This window comes from Micromonospora sp. NPDC048843, assembly GCF_040649965.1.
Lineage (GTDB): Bacteria > Actinomycetota > Actinomycetes > Mycobacteriales > Micromonosporaceae > Micromonospora > Micromonospora hortensis.
On the sequence record NZ_JBEZGJ010000059.1, the window covers coordinates 23,147 to 37,552 of the forward strand.

A 14,406-nucleotide genomic window follows, 5' to 3' on the forward strand; every position below is an offset into this window, starting at 1 on the left:
CTGCCTCGTGCTGGTGCCGGCGGCGGCGGTCGTACACCGCCGCCGGCGCACCGGCTACAGCATCCGGGACGACCAGAGCAGACTGAACGCGCCCGCGCAGAGCGCCAGCAGCAACGCCACCCCGGCGTACCACTGGGTCACCTCACGCGGCTCGGTGCGGAACCCGATCGAGCTGCCCATGTCCTGGTAGACCTGCTTCAACTCGCTCACCGAGGCCGCCTCGTAGAAGTAACCCTCGGTGGTCTCGGCCAGCTCGGCGAGGGCCAACCGGTCCACCGGCACCCGCTGCAACTGCCCGCCGATGTCGACCTGACCGGTGTCGGTGCCGAAGGCGATGGTGGAGACCGGAACGTTGGCCGCCTGCGCGGCCGCCGCCGCCTCCTCCACCGCCCGACCGGAGGTCCGGAAGCCGTCGGAGAGCAGCACGATCCGTGCCGGCGGAATGCCCGCCGCGCCGTCGGTCGGCACCGACCGGATCGCCTCCAGGCAGGTGAACACCGCCTCGCCGGTCGCTGTCGCCTCGGCCAGCACCAGTCCGTCGATGGCGCTGGTCACCGCGTCCCGGTCCTTGCCCGGCGGCACCAGCACGTTGGCCGCCTTGGCGAACGACACGAGCCCCAGGTTGTAGCTCTCCGGCAGCTCACTGACGAACTGCTTGGCCGCCTCCTGGGCCGCCTCCAGTCGGTTCGGCGCCACATCGTCGGCCTGCATCGACAACGACACGTCGATGGCGAGCATCACTGTGGCCCGCTCCAGCGGCTCCTTGGTGTCCACAGCGGGACGGGCCAGCGCGGTGGCCAGCACCAGCAGGCAGAGCAGGAACGCGGTCGCCGGGACGTGCCGACGCCAGCCCAGGCCCTTCGGCGCGACAGTACGCAGCAGGTCCACATTGGTGAACCGCATCGCGTACGCCCGACGGTGCAGCTGCCGCCAGACGTAGAACGCGGCGAGGGCGAAGACCGGCAGCACAGCCAGCAGCCACCACGGTTGCAGAAAACGGATCATCGTGTCGTCCCCCGGGTACGCGCGTGCCGCTGCGCGGCCACGAATCGCACCATGTCCAGCAGCCAGTCTCGGTCGGTACGCAGACGCAGGTGGGCCGCACCGGCGCCACGCAGGGCGGCGGCGATGGCGGCTCGTTGGGCGGCGGCGGCCTCGGCGTAGCGCTGCCGCAGCCGCGGGTCGGCGGTCTGCACCTCGTGCAGCTCGCCGCTCTCCGGGTCGACCACCGGCAACACGCCCACGTCGGGCAGCTCCAGCTCACGCGGGTCGACCACCTCGATCGCCAGCACGTCGTGGCGGACGCGCAGCTTGCGCATCGGCCGCGCCCACTGCTCGGCCGGCGCGAGGAAGTCCGAGACCACCACCGCCACCCCGCGACGGCGGGGCGGACGGTTGAGCATCTCGATCAGCGCGCCAAGATCACCACGGCCGGGCTGGATGGCGGTGCCGGCGACGGCACGCAGCAGGCCCTGCGCCTCCTTGCGCCCGGAGCGGGCCGGCAGCCGGGTGAGCACCCCGGGCCCGGACGGCGGTGGCCCGCCCCGCCACCGTCGCGCCGGCGCGGAAACCCCGCCGCCGGTGCCGATCACGGCGCCGATCCGGTTACCCCCGCGCACTGTCAGGTGGGTGATGGCGGCCGCGGCAGCCACCACCACCTCCCGTTTGAGCCACTGCCCGGTCCCGAAGTCCAGGCTGGCGGAGAGGTCCAGCGCGAGCCAGGTCTCCAGCTCCCGATCGGCGACCGTACGCCGCACGTGCGGTGTGGTGGTCCGCGCCGTGACCGGCCAGTCCATCCGGCGCACGTCGTCACCGGCGCGGTACTCCCGGGACTCACCCGCCTCACTGCCCGGTCCGGGCAGCAGGCCGGCGTAGTCGCCCTGCAGCAGACCGTCGAGCTTGCGGGTGACGAGCAGCTGAAGCCGGGACAGCACGGCCTCGCTACGGTCGGCGAGGGGGGCCGGACGAGGGGTGGGTGAGGTCACGGGCGCTGCCCGGGCCAGCCAGCGCCCGGCGGCGGCGCGATCGACGGTGGGGTGGCCTGCTGCCGGGGAGCGACAGCCGGGAGCGGGATCGTCGACATCACCCGCTGCACGATGTGGTCGGCGGGTACGTCGTCGGCGAGCGCGTCGTAGCTGAGCACCAACCGGTGCCGCAGGATGTCCGGCGCGATGTCCTGCACGTCCTGCGGCAGCGCGTAGTCACGCCCACGCAGCAGCGCGAGGGCGCGGGTGGCCCGGACCAGACCCAGCGAGGCACGCGGGCTGGCCCCGTACTGGATCAGTTGCGCGACGTCGGGCATGCCGTGCTCGGCCGGGGCCCGGGTGGCCAGCACCAACCGGACCGCGTAGTCGACAAGGGCGTTGTGGACGAAGACCTGGTCCGCCTTACGTTGCAGGGCGATCAGCTCCGGGGTGTCGAACACCGCGGTCGGCTCGGGCGCGGCCACGCCCATCCGGTAGACGATCTCCCGTTCCTCCGCGTCGGTCGGGTAGCCCACCACGATCTTCATGAGGAACCGGTCCCGCTGTGCCTCCGGCAGCGGGTAGACGCCCTCCTGCTCGATCGGGTTCTGGGTGGCCATCACCAGGAACGGGTCCGGCACCCGGTGGCTCTCCCCACCGATGGACACCTGCCGCTCACTCATGACCTCCAGCAGCGCGGACTGCACCTTCGCCGGCGCCCGGTTGATCTCGTCGGCGAGCAGGAAGTTGACGAAGACCGGGCCCAACTCGACGTCGAACTTCTCGCTCGACTGCCGGTAGATCCGGGTGCCCATGATGTCGGCGGGCACCAGGTCCGGGGTGAACTGGACCCGGGCGAAGGACCCACCGACGACCTTGGCGAGGGTCTCCACCGCCAGGGTCTTCGCCACCCCGGGCACGCCTTCGAGCAGGCAGTGACCGCGGGCGAGCAGCGCGACGAACATCCGCTCCACCATCCGGTCCTGCCCGACGATCACACGTTTGATCTCGAACAGGCCCTTCTCCAGCAGGGTGGCGTCCTGCGCGGGTGTGGTCACCGGGGCAGGTGCCGCTCCGTTCGGCGTCGGGGCGTCGGGCATGGTCGGCTGGGCCACCGGTCCTCCACAGCGTTTGTCGGTCGTCGCGGCTCGTGCGGTATCAAGACTCGCACGCCTTGCTGAGTGTCGAGGTGGGGAGAAGCCGATTTTGACCGCGCCGTCCCCACCGGCCGAATCACGCATCGCGGGTGTGCACGGACCGGCCCGCCGCGTGTACGATTCACCCCGTCGCCGGGCGGCTCCCCCCGTGGTCGCCCGGCGCTCAAACTCTCCGTCCCGCCGCCCTAGACTGGCCGGGATGAGCATCCCCTCCCCCGCCGATGAGGCCCTGGTCTGTTCGGCCCGGGGCTGCCGGTCCACCGCCGTCTGGGCGCTGGAGTGGAACAATCCCCGTCTGCACGACGCCGATCGGCGCAAGACCTGGTTGGCCTGCGCCGCGCACCGGGGCAGCCTCGGTGACTTCCTCGACGCTCGAGGCTTCCTGCGTGCCGTCACTCCGGTGCCCGGATCGCCTACGCTCGACCTGTGAGCGGCGACCCTCCGGCTTCCCCCGGCCCCACCTCCCCGTCCTGGCCGCCCACCCCGGCCACCGCACCACCCGGCGTCGACCCGCCGCCCGGCGCGTTCCCGGCACCCGGCACGCTCGGCCCGGAGCCCACCGCGCCGGATGCCTCGACGCCCGCCCCGCTGCCACCGGGCGCGCTGCCACCCGGTCACCGGCCGGCACCAGCCGCCGACCAGCGCGCGCCCGACCTGCCGCCCCCGGGCCTCCTGCCGCCCGACCCCGGTGCGCTGCTGACGGCCGCGCCGGGTGGTCGGGGTCCGTTGGAGCCCTGGCCGGACACTGTCAACTGGCAGCCGATCTCCACCGACCTGATCTGGGTGGAGCTGATCCGGCTGGCGATCGTGGTCGCCATCGGGCTGGCGGTGACCGGTGTCGGCTGGGCGCTCAGCGGTCACTGGTTGTTCGGGCTCGCCGTGGCCGTCGTGCTGGTGCTCGGCGCGTGGCGGGCCGTCGCGATCGTCCGCGCGGTCCGGGCCTGGGGGTACGCCGAGCGGGAGAACGACCTGCTGGTCCGGCACGGGCTGCTGGTCCGCCGGCTCTCCATAGTGCCGTACTCGCGGATGCAGTTCGTCGACGTGAGCGCCGGGCCGTTGGAGCGCGCCTTCGACCTGGCCACCGTGCAGTTGCACACCGCGGCGGCGGCGAGCGACGCCCGGGTGCCCGGGCTGCGTCCGGCGGAGGCGTCCCGGCTGCGCGATCGACTCACAGCGCTCGGCGAGGACCGGGCGGAGGGGCTGTGAGCACCCGCGCGGGCAGCCGCCGACCGCACCGAGGGCCGCGCCGATGAGCGACGGGCCCGCCGAGCCGAGCACAGTGCCCCCCACCGGCCCGACGCCACCGGGGCCGGTGCTGCCCGTTGGCTCGGCAGCCGCTGGCTCGGCACCGCCTGGGCCGGTGCCGCCCGGCACGCCTGCGCCGTGGCCGGCGCCGCCGGCCGGCGGCGAGGGCGAACCCCGGCAGCGACTGCATCCGCTCAGCCCGGTGCTGCACGGCGCCAAGTCCCTGGTCGTGGTGATCGCCGGGCTGTCCTGGTCGACACTGTCCCGGGTGGGCTTCGGCTGGTTCGCCGCAATGGTGGCGGTGCTGGCGCTCGGCGCGACAGTGCTGTCGGTGATCAGCTGGTACAACACCGGCTACCACGTCGTCGGCCGGGAACTACGGGTGTACGAAGGGCTGCTCTGGCGGCGTACCCGGGCCATCCCGTTGGAGCGGTTGCAGGCGGTGGAGGTGGTCCGGCCACTGCTCGCCCAGCTCACCGGCCTGGCCGAGCTGCGCCTGGAGGTGGTCGGCGGAGGCAAGACCGAGGCGCCACTGGCGTACCTCGGGGTGGCCGACGCGGCAGTGCTGCGCGAGCGTCTGCTGGCGCTGGCCGGGCGGGTGGCGCAGCAGCCCGCGCCCGGCGACGCGGCGGCCCCGGTGGCACCGGGTGCGACGGCGCCACCGGCTGCCGTGCCGGGCCGGCCACTGCACGCGGTACGCAACCAGAACCTGCTGATCAGCCAACTGCTCACCCCGCAGGCGTTCCTGCTCCCGTTCGGTGTGGCCTTCGTCGTGGTGCAGTTCCTCACCGCCGGTTCGTGGTCGTTCGTCGCGGTGGCGAGCACCCTGACCGCGATGGCGGGTGTGCTGCTGCAACCGATCCGCCGGGTCCTCGACGACTGGAACTTCCGGCTGGCCCGCGACGGCGGCACGCTGCGGGTGCACAACGGCCTGCTGGAGACGCGGGCGCAGACCGTGCCCCTGGAGCGGGTGCAGACCGTGCGGGCCACCTGGCCGCTGCTGTGGCGGATGAAGGGCTGGCTGCGGCTACGGCTGGAGGTGGCCGGTTACTCCGTCACGGAGGCCGACGACCGCAACCGGCCCGACCGGCTGCTGCCGGTCGGCGACCTGCCGACGGCGACGATGATCGTCGCCGAGGTGCTTCCCGGGGTACGCCTCGACGCGCTCACGCTGAGCCCGCCGCCGCGCCGCACCCGCTGGCTGCACCCGCTGGGCCGTACCGCGTTCGGCGCGGGGCTGTTCGAGCGGGTGTTCGCCACCCGGTCCGGGCGGCTCACCCGGCAGTTGGTGATCGTGCCGTACGCCCGGATCCAGAGCGTACGAGTGGTCCAGGGGCCCCTCCAGCGCCGTCTCGGCTTGGCCACCGTCCACGCGGACACCGCTGGTGGCTCCGGCGCCACCGCCCAGGACCGCGACCTGGCAGAGGCCTGGGCCCTGGCAGCCGAACTGACCGAAAGAGCCCACCAAGCCCGAACCCAACCCTGACCCCCACCCAGCCAACCCGCCCGCCCGCCCGCGGGCGGTGATCATGGAGTTATTGCACTCCCGCACGGCGTGTCGGGGCAACTTCATGATCAACGGATCGCGGCCCGGCCGGACCGAGAGGGGCCTGGGGAGCCCCGGAGGGTGGGTCAGTGGTCGGCGGGGACTGCGGGGTGGGTGGTGGTGTCTGGTTCCCGTGGCGTTGGGGGCTCAGGTTGGCCGGGCGGGGGGTCGGTGGGCTGCTCCGTGGACCGTGCCGCCTTGGCGCTCGGGTGGCGGACCCGCCAGGCCGCCCAGCCGCGCTCCGCCAGACCGACCACCAGGAAGGTCAGCCCCACGTAGGCCCAGCCGACCAGCACGTCGATCACGTAGTGCTCACCCGAGTAGACCAGGGTGAAGGTCATCGCCAGCGGGTACGCGAGCAGCAGCGGCCACCAGCGACGACGGGTGGCGGTCAGGAAGAACAACACCACGAACAACGCCCACGCCGTGTGCAGCGACGGCATCGCGGCGACCGGGTTGGAGGCGATCTGACCGGCGTTGAGGACGTTGCCGGCGCCGTGCATGCCGAACGCCTTCCAACCCCGGGTCGAGATCCGGGCGACCTCGGTGAGCAGGCCGTTCTGCGCCGCCCACCAGGGCGGGGCGGCCGGGTAGATGAAGTAGGTCACCAGGCCGGCCGCGCAGAGGAAACCCCAGCGCCGCATGTACGCGGCCCAGCGGTGCCGGTCGCGCAGCCAGAGCACAGCGGCGGCGGCCAGCGCCACCACGAAGTGGGAGAAGTACACCCAGCTCGCCGCGACATCCCACCAGTGCACCTGCGGGTGGTAGAAGTGCTGCTGCAACCAGACGGTGGGCACCTCACCGCCGGTGGCCCAGCCGAACATGAACCGGTCGGCGACGATCAGCTCCATCGCGTGCGGCGTGGCCCCGTTGTCAGCGAATCCGCGCGAGAGGTTGTAGATCACGAACAGCAGCACCACCGGCACCCAGTCCCGGGCGAAGCGCAGGTGACTACGCCACGGCCGTTCGCTGTTCCAGGCGATGGTCGCGAGCCAGATCCAGACGAAGGCGTAGGCCGGGTCGGTGGGCAGCCCGATGGCCAGCCACGCGGCGACGAAGGCGACCGCCCAGACGGTCATGGCGACGACGCGCCGACGACCCCCGTCCGGGGACGCGGGCGGGTCGGTCCGGGCGGGGGGCTGGGGGTCAGTCACGACGGCCATCGGGGTCAAGGTTAACGACGGGTACGGCATCGACCGACGGGGACCACCCGTTGCACGTCGAGGGGTGGTCGGGCCCGGTTCGTCGGGCGCGTGCTCGACGCGTCCGGTGAGCACCTAGGCTGACGACCATGCAGGAGCAGCCCGAGCCGGCCTTCGCGCCGGGTCTGACGGCCCAGGTCGAGTTGACAGTCACCGACGCGGACACCGCCCAGGCGGTCGGTTCCGGGGACGTACCGGTGCTGGGCACTCCCCGGGTGCTGGCACTTGCCGAGGCGGCCACCGTCGCGGCGACGGCGACCGGGATGCCGCCCGGGTCGACGACAGTGGGCACCCGGGTCGAGTTGGAGCACCTGGCGCCGACAGTGGTCGGCCGGACGGTCCGCGCGCAGGCGCTGCTGGCGACCGTCGACGGACGCCGGCTGTCGTTCGAGGTCACTGTCAGCGACGGCGACCAGACGGTGGCCAGGGGCCGGGTGGACCGGATCCTGGTCGACCGGGGACGCTTCGTCGAACGGGCCGGGCGGGCGTCGTGAACGCCGGCTTCGTCGAGGTCGCCGACCGGGTGCACGTGCTGGCCGAACCGCTGCTGCGGGTCAACGTCACACTGGTCGTCGGCGACGACGAGGCGCTCCTGGTGGACACGCTCTCCTCGGCCGCCCAGGCCACCGAGCTGGCCGCTGCCGTCCGGGCGGTCACCGACCGTCCGTTGACGATTGTCAACACCCACCACCACTACGACCACTGCTTCGGCAACGCCGTCCTGGCCGGCGACCCACCCCGCCCGGTGTACGCGCACGAACTGGCCGCCGCCGCCCTGCGCGAGGAGCCGGAGCGGCTGCGCCGGGAGGCGTACGAGGAGTTGCGCACTGAGCACCCGGCGCTCGCCGCCGAGCTGGCCGACACCCCGCTGCTCGCTCCCACGCACACAGTGCACGTCGAGACGGTCCTCGACCTGGGCGGTCGACGGGTGCTGCTGCGCCACCCGGGGCGGGGGCACACCGAGGCCGACCTGGTGGTGCACGTGCCGGACGCCGACGTGTTGGTCGCCGGGGACCTGGTGGAGCAGAGCGGCCCGCCCGCCTTCGAGGACTCGTACCCCTTGCAGTGGCCGGACGCGGTCGCGGACCTGCTGCGGCTGACCACCGCGCGCACCGTGGTGATCCCGGGCCACGGCGACCCGGTGGACGTCGACTTCGTGCGGGCCCAGCACGCGGAGCTGGCGAAGCTGGCCTGGCTGATCCGGGCCGGGCACACCGGCAGCGCCCCGCCGGAGCGGGTGGCCGCCGAGGCGCCCTTCGGGGCCCGCCCGGCCCTGGTCGCCGCCCACCGCGGCTACCAGGAACTGACCGGCACGGGTTAACCGGTTCTACGCCGCGGTACGGCGCCACTGCTGGTGGGTGCCGGTGCCACACGTCCACTGGGCCAGGCGGGCACCGTCGGTGGTGGCGGCGTTGAGCACCTCCAGGCACTTGCCGCTGTGTCGGGCGACGAGCTGCACGTACCCCGAGCCGAGATCCTGTACGCGCCACTGCTGGTTGGTGCCGCCGTTGCAGCTCCACTGGATCACGCGGACCCCGTCGGCGGTAGCGCTCGCGCCACCGTTGACGTCGAGGCACTTGCCGCTGTGCGCGCTGACCACCGTCTGGTAACCGCCACCCGCATCCTGGAAGCGCCACCGCTGGTTGGGCTGACCGTTCGCTGCCCACTGCACCATCTCGGCGCCGTCGGTGGTGGCGTTGTTGTAGACGTCCAGCAGCTTTCCGCTGTGCCGCGCGGCGAGGGTGTACGTGGTCGGCACCGGCACCGTGGTGTCCGGGGCCAGCCGGTACAGCCCGGATCCGTGGGCCGGGAGCGACCGGGTGAGGGTGCCGGTCACCGTGCCGAGTGCCGCGCCGGACCACAGGTCGGTCACTGTGGCCGCTCCGATCCCGAGGTCGGCGAGGTTCACCGACACCTGTGCCGCGCTGCTGTTGCGGTTGAAGAGGGCGACGTACCGATGGTTGCTGCCCGGCACGTCGGCGACCCACACCTGCTGGCTGCCGCCGTAGAGCTGACGGTTGTTAGCGCTGTTCTGGTTGACCCCGATGACCGCGGCGTTGGTCATCAAGGCCAGCTCCGCGGCGCGGTTCTCGACCAGGTTGCCGCCCCACATCAGCGGCGCCCGGTTGATTGCCCAGAGCGACATCAGGGTGCGCTGCTCGTCGGAGGTCAGGTTGGAGTACCGCGGCGACCCGACCGGCCCGTACTTGGAGAGCCGGCCGATCGGGATCATGTCGGCGTCGGGCCAGGCGCCGGTGGTGCGGTACGGGGTCCAGTTGCGCAGTTGGTCGAAGAGCGCGTCCACTGACGACCAGTTGTCCCACAGGTCGTTGACGATCCGCCACATGTGCGCGTTGGCCTGGACGTGTGCGCCGCTGGCCAGCGAGGTCGGGCCGGGCGACAGGCTCAGCACCATCGGGCGGCCGCTGCGCTGGATGGCCAGTCGGTATCCCTCGACCTCCGACTGCCGGTACGTCGGGGCGGCGATGTCGTCCACCTTCACGTAGTCGACTCCCCAGGACGCCAGCAACTGGAACATCGAGTCCAGGTAGGTCTGCGCGCAGGGGTTGGACATGTTCAGGCCCCACATCAGGTTGAGCCAGTTCGCGGTGGTGGTGTTGTTGATCTGGTTGGCGCGGCAGGTGGTGCCGAGGATCGGGACGTTGTCGGCGACCGCCTGACGGGGAATGCCGCGCATCAGGTGGACGCCAAACTTCAGCCCCTTCGCGTGCACGTAGTCGGCGAGCGGCTTGAACCCGTTCTCACCGGCGGCGGAGGGGAACCGGGTGGTGTCCGGCAGCAGCCGTCCGTTGGCGTCCATCCGGAGCCGGGGTTGCAGGTTCGCGTCCTGGTTGGGGCTGTTGTTGTGCTGACCGGGGTAGTACCAGGCCCAGTCGATCACCACGTACTCCCAGCCGAACTCCCGCAGGTTGGTGCCCATGTAGTCGGCGTTGGCCCGGACGTCGGCCTCGGTGACGCTCCAGTTGAACGAGTCGTAGCTGTTCCACCCCATCGGCGGGGTGTCGGCCACCCCGTTGTCCCACGCGGCCGCTCGCTCGGGCGGGTCGGCGACGATCATCCCGGCAGCCACGAGCAGCATGGCCAGTAGGGCCGCGACACGGCGAAACGCCAGAGGTACCAGAACCACCCGCATCAGAGCCTCCCCGCCAGCGCCCACGCTTCCATCGCGCTTCGTCGATGTTAACGCTCACAAAGCCCCGAGGTCAACCACGCTCCCCCATCCCCACCCCCACCCTCCTTGCTGCCGCGATCTTGCACTCTCTGTGGCGTCAAAGATGACCAAAGCGGACCAACTGACGACCGAAAGTGCAAGATCGGCGCGGAGGGGGTGGGGGCGGGGCGGGGCGTGGGGGGTTAGGTGTTGTAGCGGTTTTGGACCGCGGCGCGGGTGGGCATGGCGGTGGCGCCGCCCGGGGATTCGCAGACCAGGCCGGCAACCCGCAGCGCGAAGGCGACGCGATCGGCCCAGCCCGACGGGACCGCCGGCTCGCCGTCGCGCAGCAGGTCGGCGATCAGCGCGGCCATCACGGAGTCACCAGCGCCGGTGGCGTCGATCGCGTCGACCTTGGGGGCCGGCACCCGGACCGGGTCGGCGTCGGTGGCGGCCAGCACCGCACCGGCCGCGCCGAGCGTCACCACCACGGTGGCCGCCCCCAACTCACGCAGGTACGCCGCCACCCCCTCGACCGGCTCACCGGGATAGAGCAGCACCGCGTCGGCGGCGCTCAGCTTGACCAGGTGCGCGCCGGCGGCGAACTCGGCCACCACCTCGCGCAGCCCTTCCAGCGCTGCCGGCCCGTGCAGCAGCCGGGGACGTACGTTCGGGTCGAAGACCCGCAGGCCGGGGGCGAGCGACCAGGCCCGGCGGGCGGCGGCCAGCGTGTCGGGTCGCAGCAGAACTATAGAGCCGCAGTAGAGCACGTCGGCGCCCTCCAGCAACGCCAGGTCCAGGTCGTCGGGGCCGAGCAGGCCGTAGGAGGGCGGCTCGCCGTAGAAACGGAAGTCCGGCTCCGGCCCGGCGTACGTGACCACCGCGAGCGTGGTCGGCGCCGGGACCGTGATCGCACCGGCCACCCCGACGTCGGCAGCGGTGAGGAAGGCGCGAATCCGGCCGCCCAGCGCGTCGTCACCGAGCGAGCCGACGAACTGTGCCGCACCGCCGAGTCGGGCCACCCCGACGGCGACGTTCAGCGGCCCGCCGCCGATGGCCTGCCGATAGACCCGCTCACCGTCGAGCTCGCTGTCCAGCAGGTCGACGAGCGCTTCGCCGAGCACCACCGCGTATCCCATGCCGATCCTCTCGTCGTCGCCACCGGCCGCCGATCGCCGAGCCGATCTCCGTGGCACCAGGCTGGCACAGCGCACGCCCCGATGGGCGCCGAAGGCCACGCACCGACCTGCGCGCTACCCCGGCTGGTGGATCGGCCCGTCGAGTACCGCGAGGGGGCGACCGGTGCCGCCCCACCGGGCCGCGACGATCTGCGCGGCCACACTCACTGCGGTCTCCTCGGGGGTACGACCACCGAGATCCAACCCGATCGGGGAGGCGAGGCGGGCGAGCTGCTCCGGGCTGAGCCCCGCCTCGCTCAGCAGCTTGTGTCGCTCGTCGTGGGTGCGTCGTGAGCCCATCGCGCCGACGTACGCCAATGGGTGGCGCAGCGCCAGCTCCAGCAGCGGCACGTCGAACCTGGGGTCGTGGGTGAGTACGCACAGCACCGTCCGCTCGTCGAGCCGATCGGCCGCCAACTCGGTACGCAGGTAGCGGTGCGGCCACTGCACCACCACCTCGTCCGCCTCGGGAAAGCGCCGCGCGGTGGCGAAGACCGGCCGGGCGTCGCAGACGGTGACCCGGTAGCCGAGGAACGCGCCGATCCGGGCAACGGCGGCGGCGAAGTCGATCGCACCGAAGACGATCATCCGGGGTGGGGTGGCGTGCGCGGTCACGAAGAGGCTGACGCCGCCGCCTCGGCGCTGCCCGTGGTAGCCGTACCGGAGCATGCCGCTGCGCCCGGCGGCGAGCAGCCCGAGGGCGTCGGCGCTGGCGGCGTCGTCGAGCCGGTCGTCGCCGAGCGAGCCGACGGACCGTTTGCCGGTCAGCACCAGCCGCCGGCCGAGCCGACGGGCCGGGTCGGCCGGCCCGGCGACCGGAGAACTGCCCGCGTCGGCGGGTGGATCGTCGGTGCCGGCCGGGCCGTTGCCGGTGCTGGCTGCTCGGGGGCCTGCGTCGGCGGCCACGCAGGTGACGATCGCCGCCGGGTGGCCGCTGCGGCGGGCGGCGGCGACCGCGTCCAGCGCCGGCAGGGCGCTCGCGTCGACGCGCTCCACGAACACGTCGAGGATGCCGCCGCAGGTCAGGCCCACTGTGTACGCGTCGTCGTCGCTGATCCCGTAACGGCACAGCTCGGGTTGGCCGGTGCCGAGCACACGGCGGGCGCGTTCGTAGAGATCGGCCTCGACGCAGCCGCCGGAGACGCTGCCGATGACAGTGCCGTCGGTAGCGACCACCATGGCGGCACCGGCCGGCTGCGGGGCGGAGTGCCAGGTGGTCACCACTGTGGCCAGCGCGACCGGCTCCCCGTCGCGGCACCGGCGGTGCACCTCGTCGAACACGTCCGGCACCGGCTGCCGCCTCTCCGTTCCCGCTCCCCGTAGGCAGGATATGGCGTTCGACGGCGACCGGCGGGTCTTCTGATGCATCGAGGAAGTCCTATTGCGCTCGGCCGCCGCGGCGTGGTGGGATGACGCGTACCGGGCGGTGCGAGGGCTGCGGCGCCGCCGGTTGCCGGGTTGGTTAGACGCGAGGGCACCGGTCCAGGACAGGACCGTCGACGGCGCACGTCCACTGGCTGTTTTCCGCCGGGGCACGTCGCCGTGATCGTCGCACCGCTCACGACAGCGGGCGATCACGCCACATCCCACCCGATTGCGGCGGGGCGGCTCAGGCAGCGCCCCTCGCGAGTCAGGAGAACCCGTGAACCGTTCCCGGATGGCCGCACTGCTCACCGCGGCCACGACCCTCGCGCTGGGCGCTGTCGCCCTGGCGTCCAATCCCCAGCCGGCCGCCGCACACGGCGCGGCGATGACGCCGGGCAGCCGCACCTACCTGTGCTGGCAGGACGGCCGCAGCCAGACCGGTGAGATCAAGCCGAACAATCCCGCGTGCTCCGCCGCCGTGGCCCAGAGCGGAGCGAACTCGCTGTACAACTGGTTCAGCGTGCTGCGCTCCGACGCTGGCGGCCGCACCACCGGCTTCATTCCGGACGGGCAACTGTGCAGCGGCGGAGCAACCGGTTTCCGCGGCTACGACCTGCCCCGCACCGACTGGCCGCTGACCCACCTGACCGCCGGCGCGCGGTTGGACTTCAAGTACAGCAACTGGGCGCACCACCCGGGCACGTTCTACTTCTACGTGACCAAGAACAGTTGGAGCCCGACCCGGGCCCTGGCCTGGAGTGACCTGGAGGAGCCGTTCCTGACGGTGACCAACCCGCCGCAGCGCGGCTCGGTCGGCAGCAACGACGGGCACTACTACTTCAGCGGCAACCTGCCGTCGGGTAAGAGTGGCCGGCACATCATCTACTCCCGTTGGGTCCGCTCGGACTCGCAGGAGAACTTCTTCGGCTGCTCCGACGTGACCTTCGACGGCGGCAGCGGCCAGGTCACCGGTGTCGGTCCGGGTGGCACGCCGACCGACCCGACCGACCCGCCGACCGACCCGACCGACCCGCCGACCGACCCCACGGATCCGCCGACCGACCCGACCACCCCACCGCCGTCCGGCGGTGACTGCATGGCCACCTACAAGGTGTCCAGCACCTGGCAGGGCGGTTTCCAGGGCGAGGTCACGATCATGAACCACGGCAGTACGCCGTTCGCCGGTTGGACGGCGAACTGGACCTGGCCCAACGGGCAGGCGATCAGTCAGATCTGGGGTGCCACCCAGACATCGTCCGGCTCGACGGTGACGGCGACGAACGTCGGTTACAACGGCACAGTCGCACCGAATGGCACCACGACGTTCGGCTTCCTAGCGAGCTCCACAGGAACCAACGGGCTCCCCACAGTCACCTGCGCCCGCCGCTAACCCCAACCCCAACCACAACCACCACCACAACCACCCTGAAATGATCAAGAGGTTTGCGTCACCGGAGCCGTTCCGGATGACGCAAACCTCTTGACGGCGTTGCCGCAGGCCAGCGCCGGAGCCACCTTCCAGGTGAGCAGCAGCAGCGGCAGGTTCCACGGCACGATGACCGCTACCACGCCGACCG

Annotated in this window: 13 protein-coding genes and 1 pseudogene; 6 read left to right on the forward strand and 8 right to left on the reverse strand. The window is 72.3% G+C overall.

Features of this window, described 5'->3' with window-relative positions; genetic code table 11:
- Positions 1–54 precede the first annotated feature (54 nt).
- From AB0C20_RS16035 to AB0C20_RS16045, 3 genes are read right to left on the reverse strand one after another with little or no spacing between them, the layout of a single operon-like run.
- Entirely contained in the window at positions 55–1,005 is a 951-nt protein-coding gene (locus AB0C20_RS16035) for a VWA domain-containing protein (protein ID WP_091403838.1), read from the reverse strand.
- Positions 1,002–2,003 (reverse strand): DUF58 domain-containing protein, encoded by a 1,002-nt coding sequence (locus tag AB0C20_RS16040; protein ID WP_357191327.1) that lies wholly within the window; start codon positions 2,001–2,003, stop codon positions 1,002–1,004. Before AB0C20_RS16040 ends, AB0C20_RS16035 begins: the two co-directional genes overlap by 4 nt.
- The gene (locus AB0C20_RS16045) at positions 1,982–3,079 is read right to left on the reverse strand and encodes a MoxR family ATPase (protein WP_196924350.1); all 1,098 of its coding nucleotides are present in this window, start codon (positions 3,077–3,079) and stop codon (positions 1,982–1,984) included. The genes AB0C20_RS16040 and AB0C20_RS16045 overlap by 22 nt, the downstream gene beginning before the upstream one ends.
- A gap of 241 nt (positions 3,080–3,320) precedes the next feature.
- On the opposite strand from AB0C20_RS16045, the gene AB0C20_RS16050 reads away from it, so the two are divergent.
- The 3 genes from AB0C20_RS16050 (at position 3,321) to AB0C20_RS16060 (ending at position 5,852) form a co-directional block, all read left to right on the forward strand.
- The gene (locus AB0C20_RS16050) at positions 3,321–3,551 is read left to right on the forward strand and encodes a hypothetical protein (RefSeq protein WP_357191287.1); all 231 of its coding nucleotides are present in this window, start codon (positions 3,321–3,323) and stop codon (positions 3,549–3,551) included.
- 242 nt (positions 3,552–3,793) lie between these two features.
- Complete coding sequence (locus tag AB0C20_RS16055) at positions 3,794–4,327, forward strand: PH domain-containing protein (RefSeq protein ID WP_357191325.1); 534 nt, start codon at positions 3,794–3,796, stop codon at positions 4,325–4,327.
- 43 nt (positions 4,328–4,370) lie between these two features.
- Entirely contained in the window at positions 4,371–5,852 is a 1,482-nt protein-coding gene (locus AB0C20_RS16060) for a PH domain-containing protein (protein ID WP_357191285.1), read from the forward strand.
- A 146-nt stretch (positions 5,853–5,998) separates the two neighbouring features.
- Here the strand turns inward: AB0C20_RS16060 and AB0C20_RS16065 are convergent, their stop codons facing one another.
- On the reverse strand, positions 5,999–7,075 hold the full coding sequence (locus AB0C20_RS16065; protein ID WP_357191283.1) for a phosphatase PAP2 family protein: 1,077 nt from the start codon (positions 7,073–7,075) through the stop codon (positions 5,999–6,001).
- Positions 7,076–7,203: 128 nt separating this feature from the next.
- Here AB0C20_RS16065 and AB0C20_RS16070 point away from each other — a divergent pair, with 128 nt between their 5' ends.
- Together AB0C20_RS16070 and AB0C20_RS16075 are read left to right on the forward strand one after the other, a co-directional pair.
- Positions 7,204–7,608 (forward strand): hotdog domain-containing protein, encoded by a 405-nt coding sequence (locus AB0C20_RS16070; protein ID WP_030488289.1) that lies wholly within the window; start codon positions 7,204–7,206, stop codon positions 7,606–7,608.
- The gene (locus AB0C20_RS16075) at positions 7,605–8,435 is read left to right on the forward strand and encodes an MBL fold metallo-hydrolase (RefSeq protein WP_357191280.1); all 831 of its coding nucleotides are present in this window, start codon (positions 7,605–7,607) and stop codon (positions 8,433–8,435) included. The genes AB0C20_RS16070 and AB0C20_RS16075 overlap by 4 nt, the downstream gene beginning before the upstream one ends.
- Positions 8,436–8,441: 6 nt before the next feature.
- On the opposite strand, the gene AB0C20_RS16080 is transcribed toward AB0C20_RS16075, so the two are convergent.
- The 3 genes from AB0C20_RS16080 to AB0C20_RS16090 form a co-directional block, all read right to left on the reverse strand.
- Positions 8,442–10,268: an alpha-galactosidase gene (locus AB0C20_RS16080; RefSeq protein ID WP_357191278.1), complete on the reverse strand. Its 1,827-nt coding sequence runs from the start codon at positions 10,266–10,268 to the stop codon at positions 8,442–8,444.
- Between the two features lie 221 nt (positions 10,269–10,489).
- Entirely contained in the window at positions 10,490–11,425 is a 936-nt protein-coding gene (locus AB0C20_RS16085) for a carbohydrate kinase (RefSeq protein WP_357191276.1), read from the reverse strand.
- A 114-nt stretch (positions 11,426–11,539) separates the two neighbouring features.
- A complete protein-coding gene (locus tag AB0C20_RS16090; RefSeq protein ID WP_357191274.1) occupies positions 11,540–12,754 on the reverse strand; it encodes an XdhC/CoxI family protein in 1,215 nt (404 codons plus the stop codon).
- 367 nt (positions 12,755–13,121) lie between these two features.
- Between AB0C20_RS16090 and AB0C20_RS16095 the strand changes: the two genes are divergently transcribed.
- Positions 13,122–14,219: a lytic polysaccharide monooxygenase gene (locus tag AB0C20_RS16095; RefSeq protein ID WP_357191323.1), complete on the forward strand. Its 1,098-nt coding sequence runs from the start codon at positions 13,122–13,124 to the stop codon at positions 14,217–14,219.
- Positions 14,220–14,311: 92 nt separating this feature from the next.
- Here AB0C20_RS16095 and AB0C20_RS16100 read toward each other — a convergent pair.
- Positions 14,312–14,406 (reverse strand): annotated as a pseudogene (locus AB0C20_RS16100) (aldehyde dehydrogenase family protein); the annotation flags it as partial.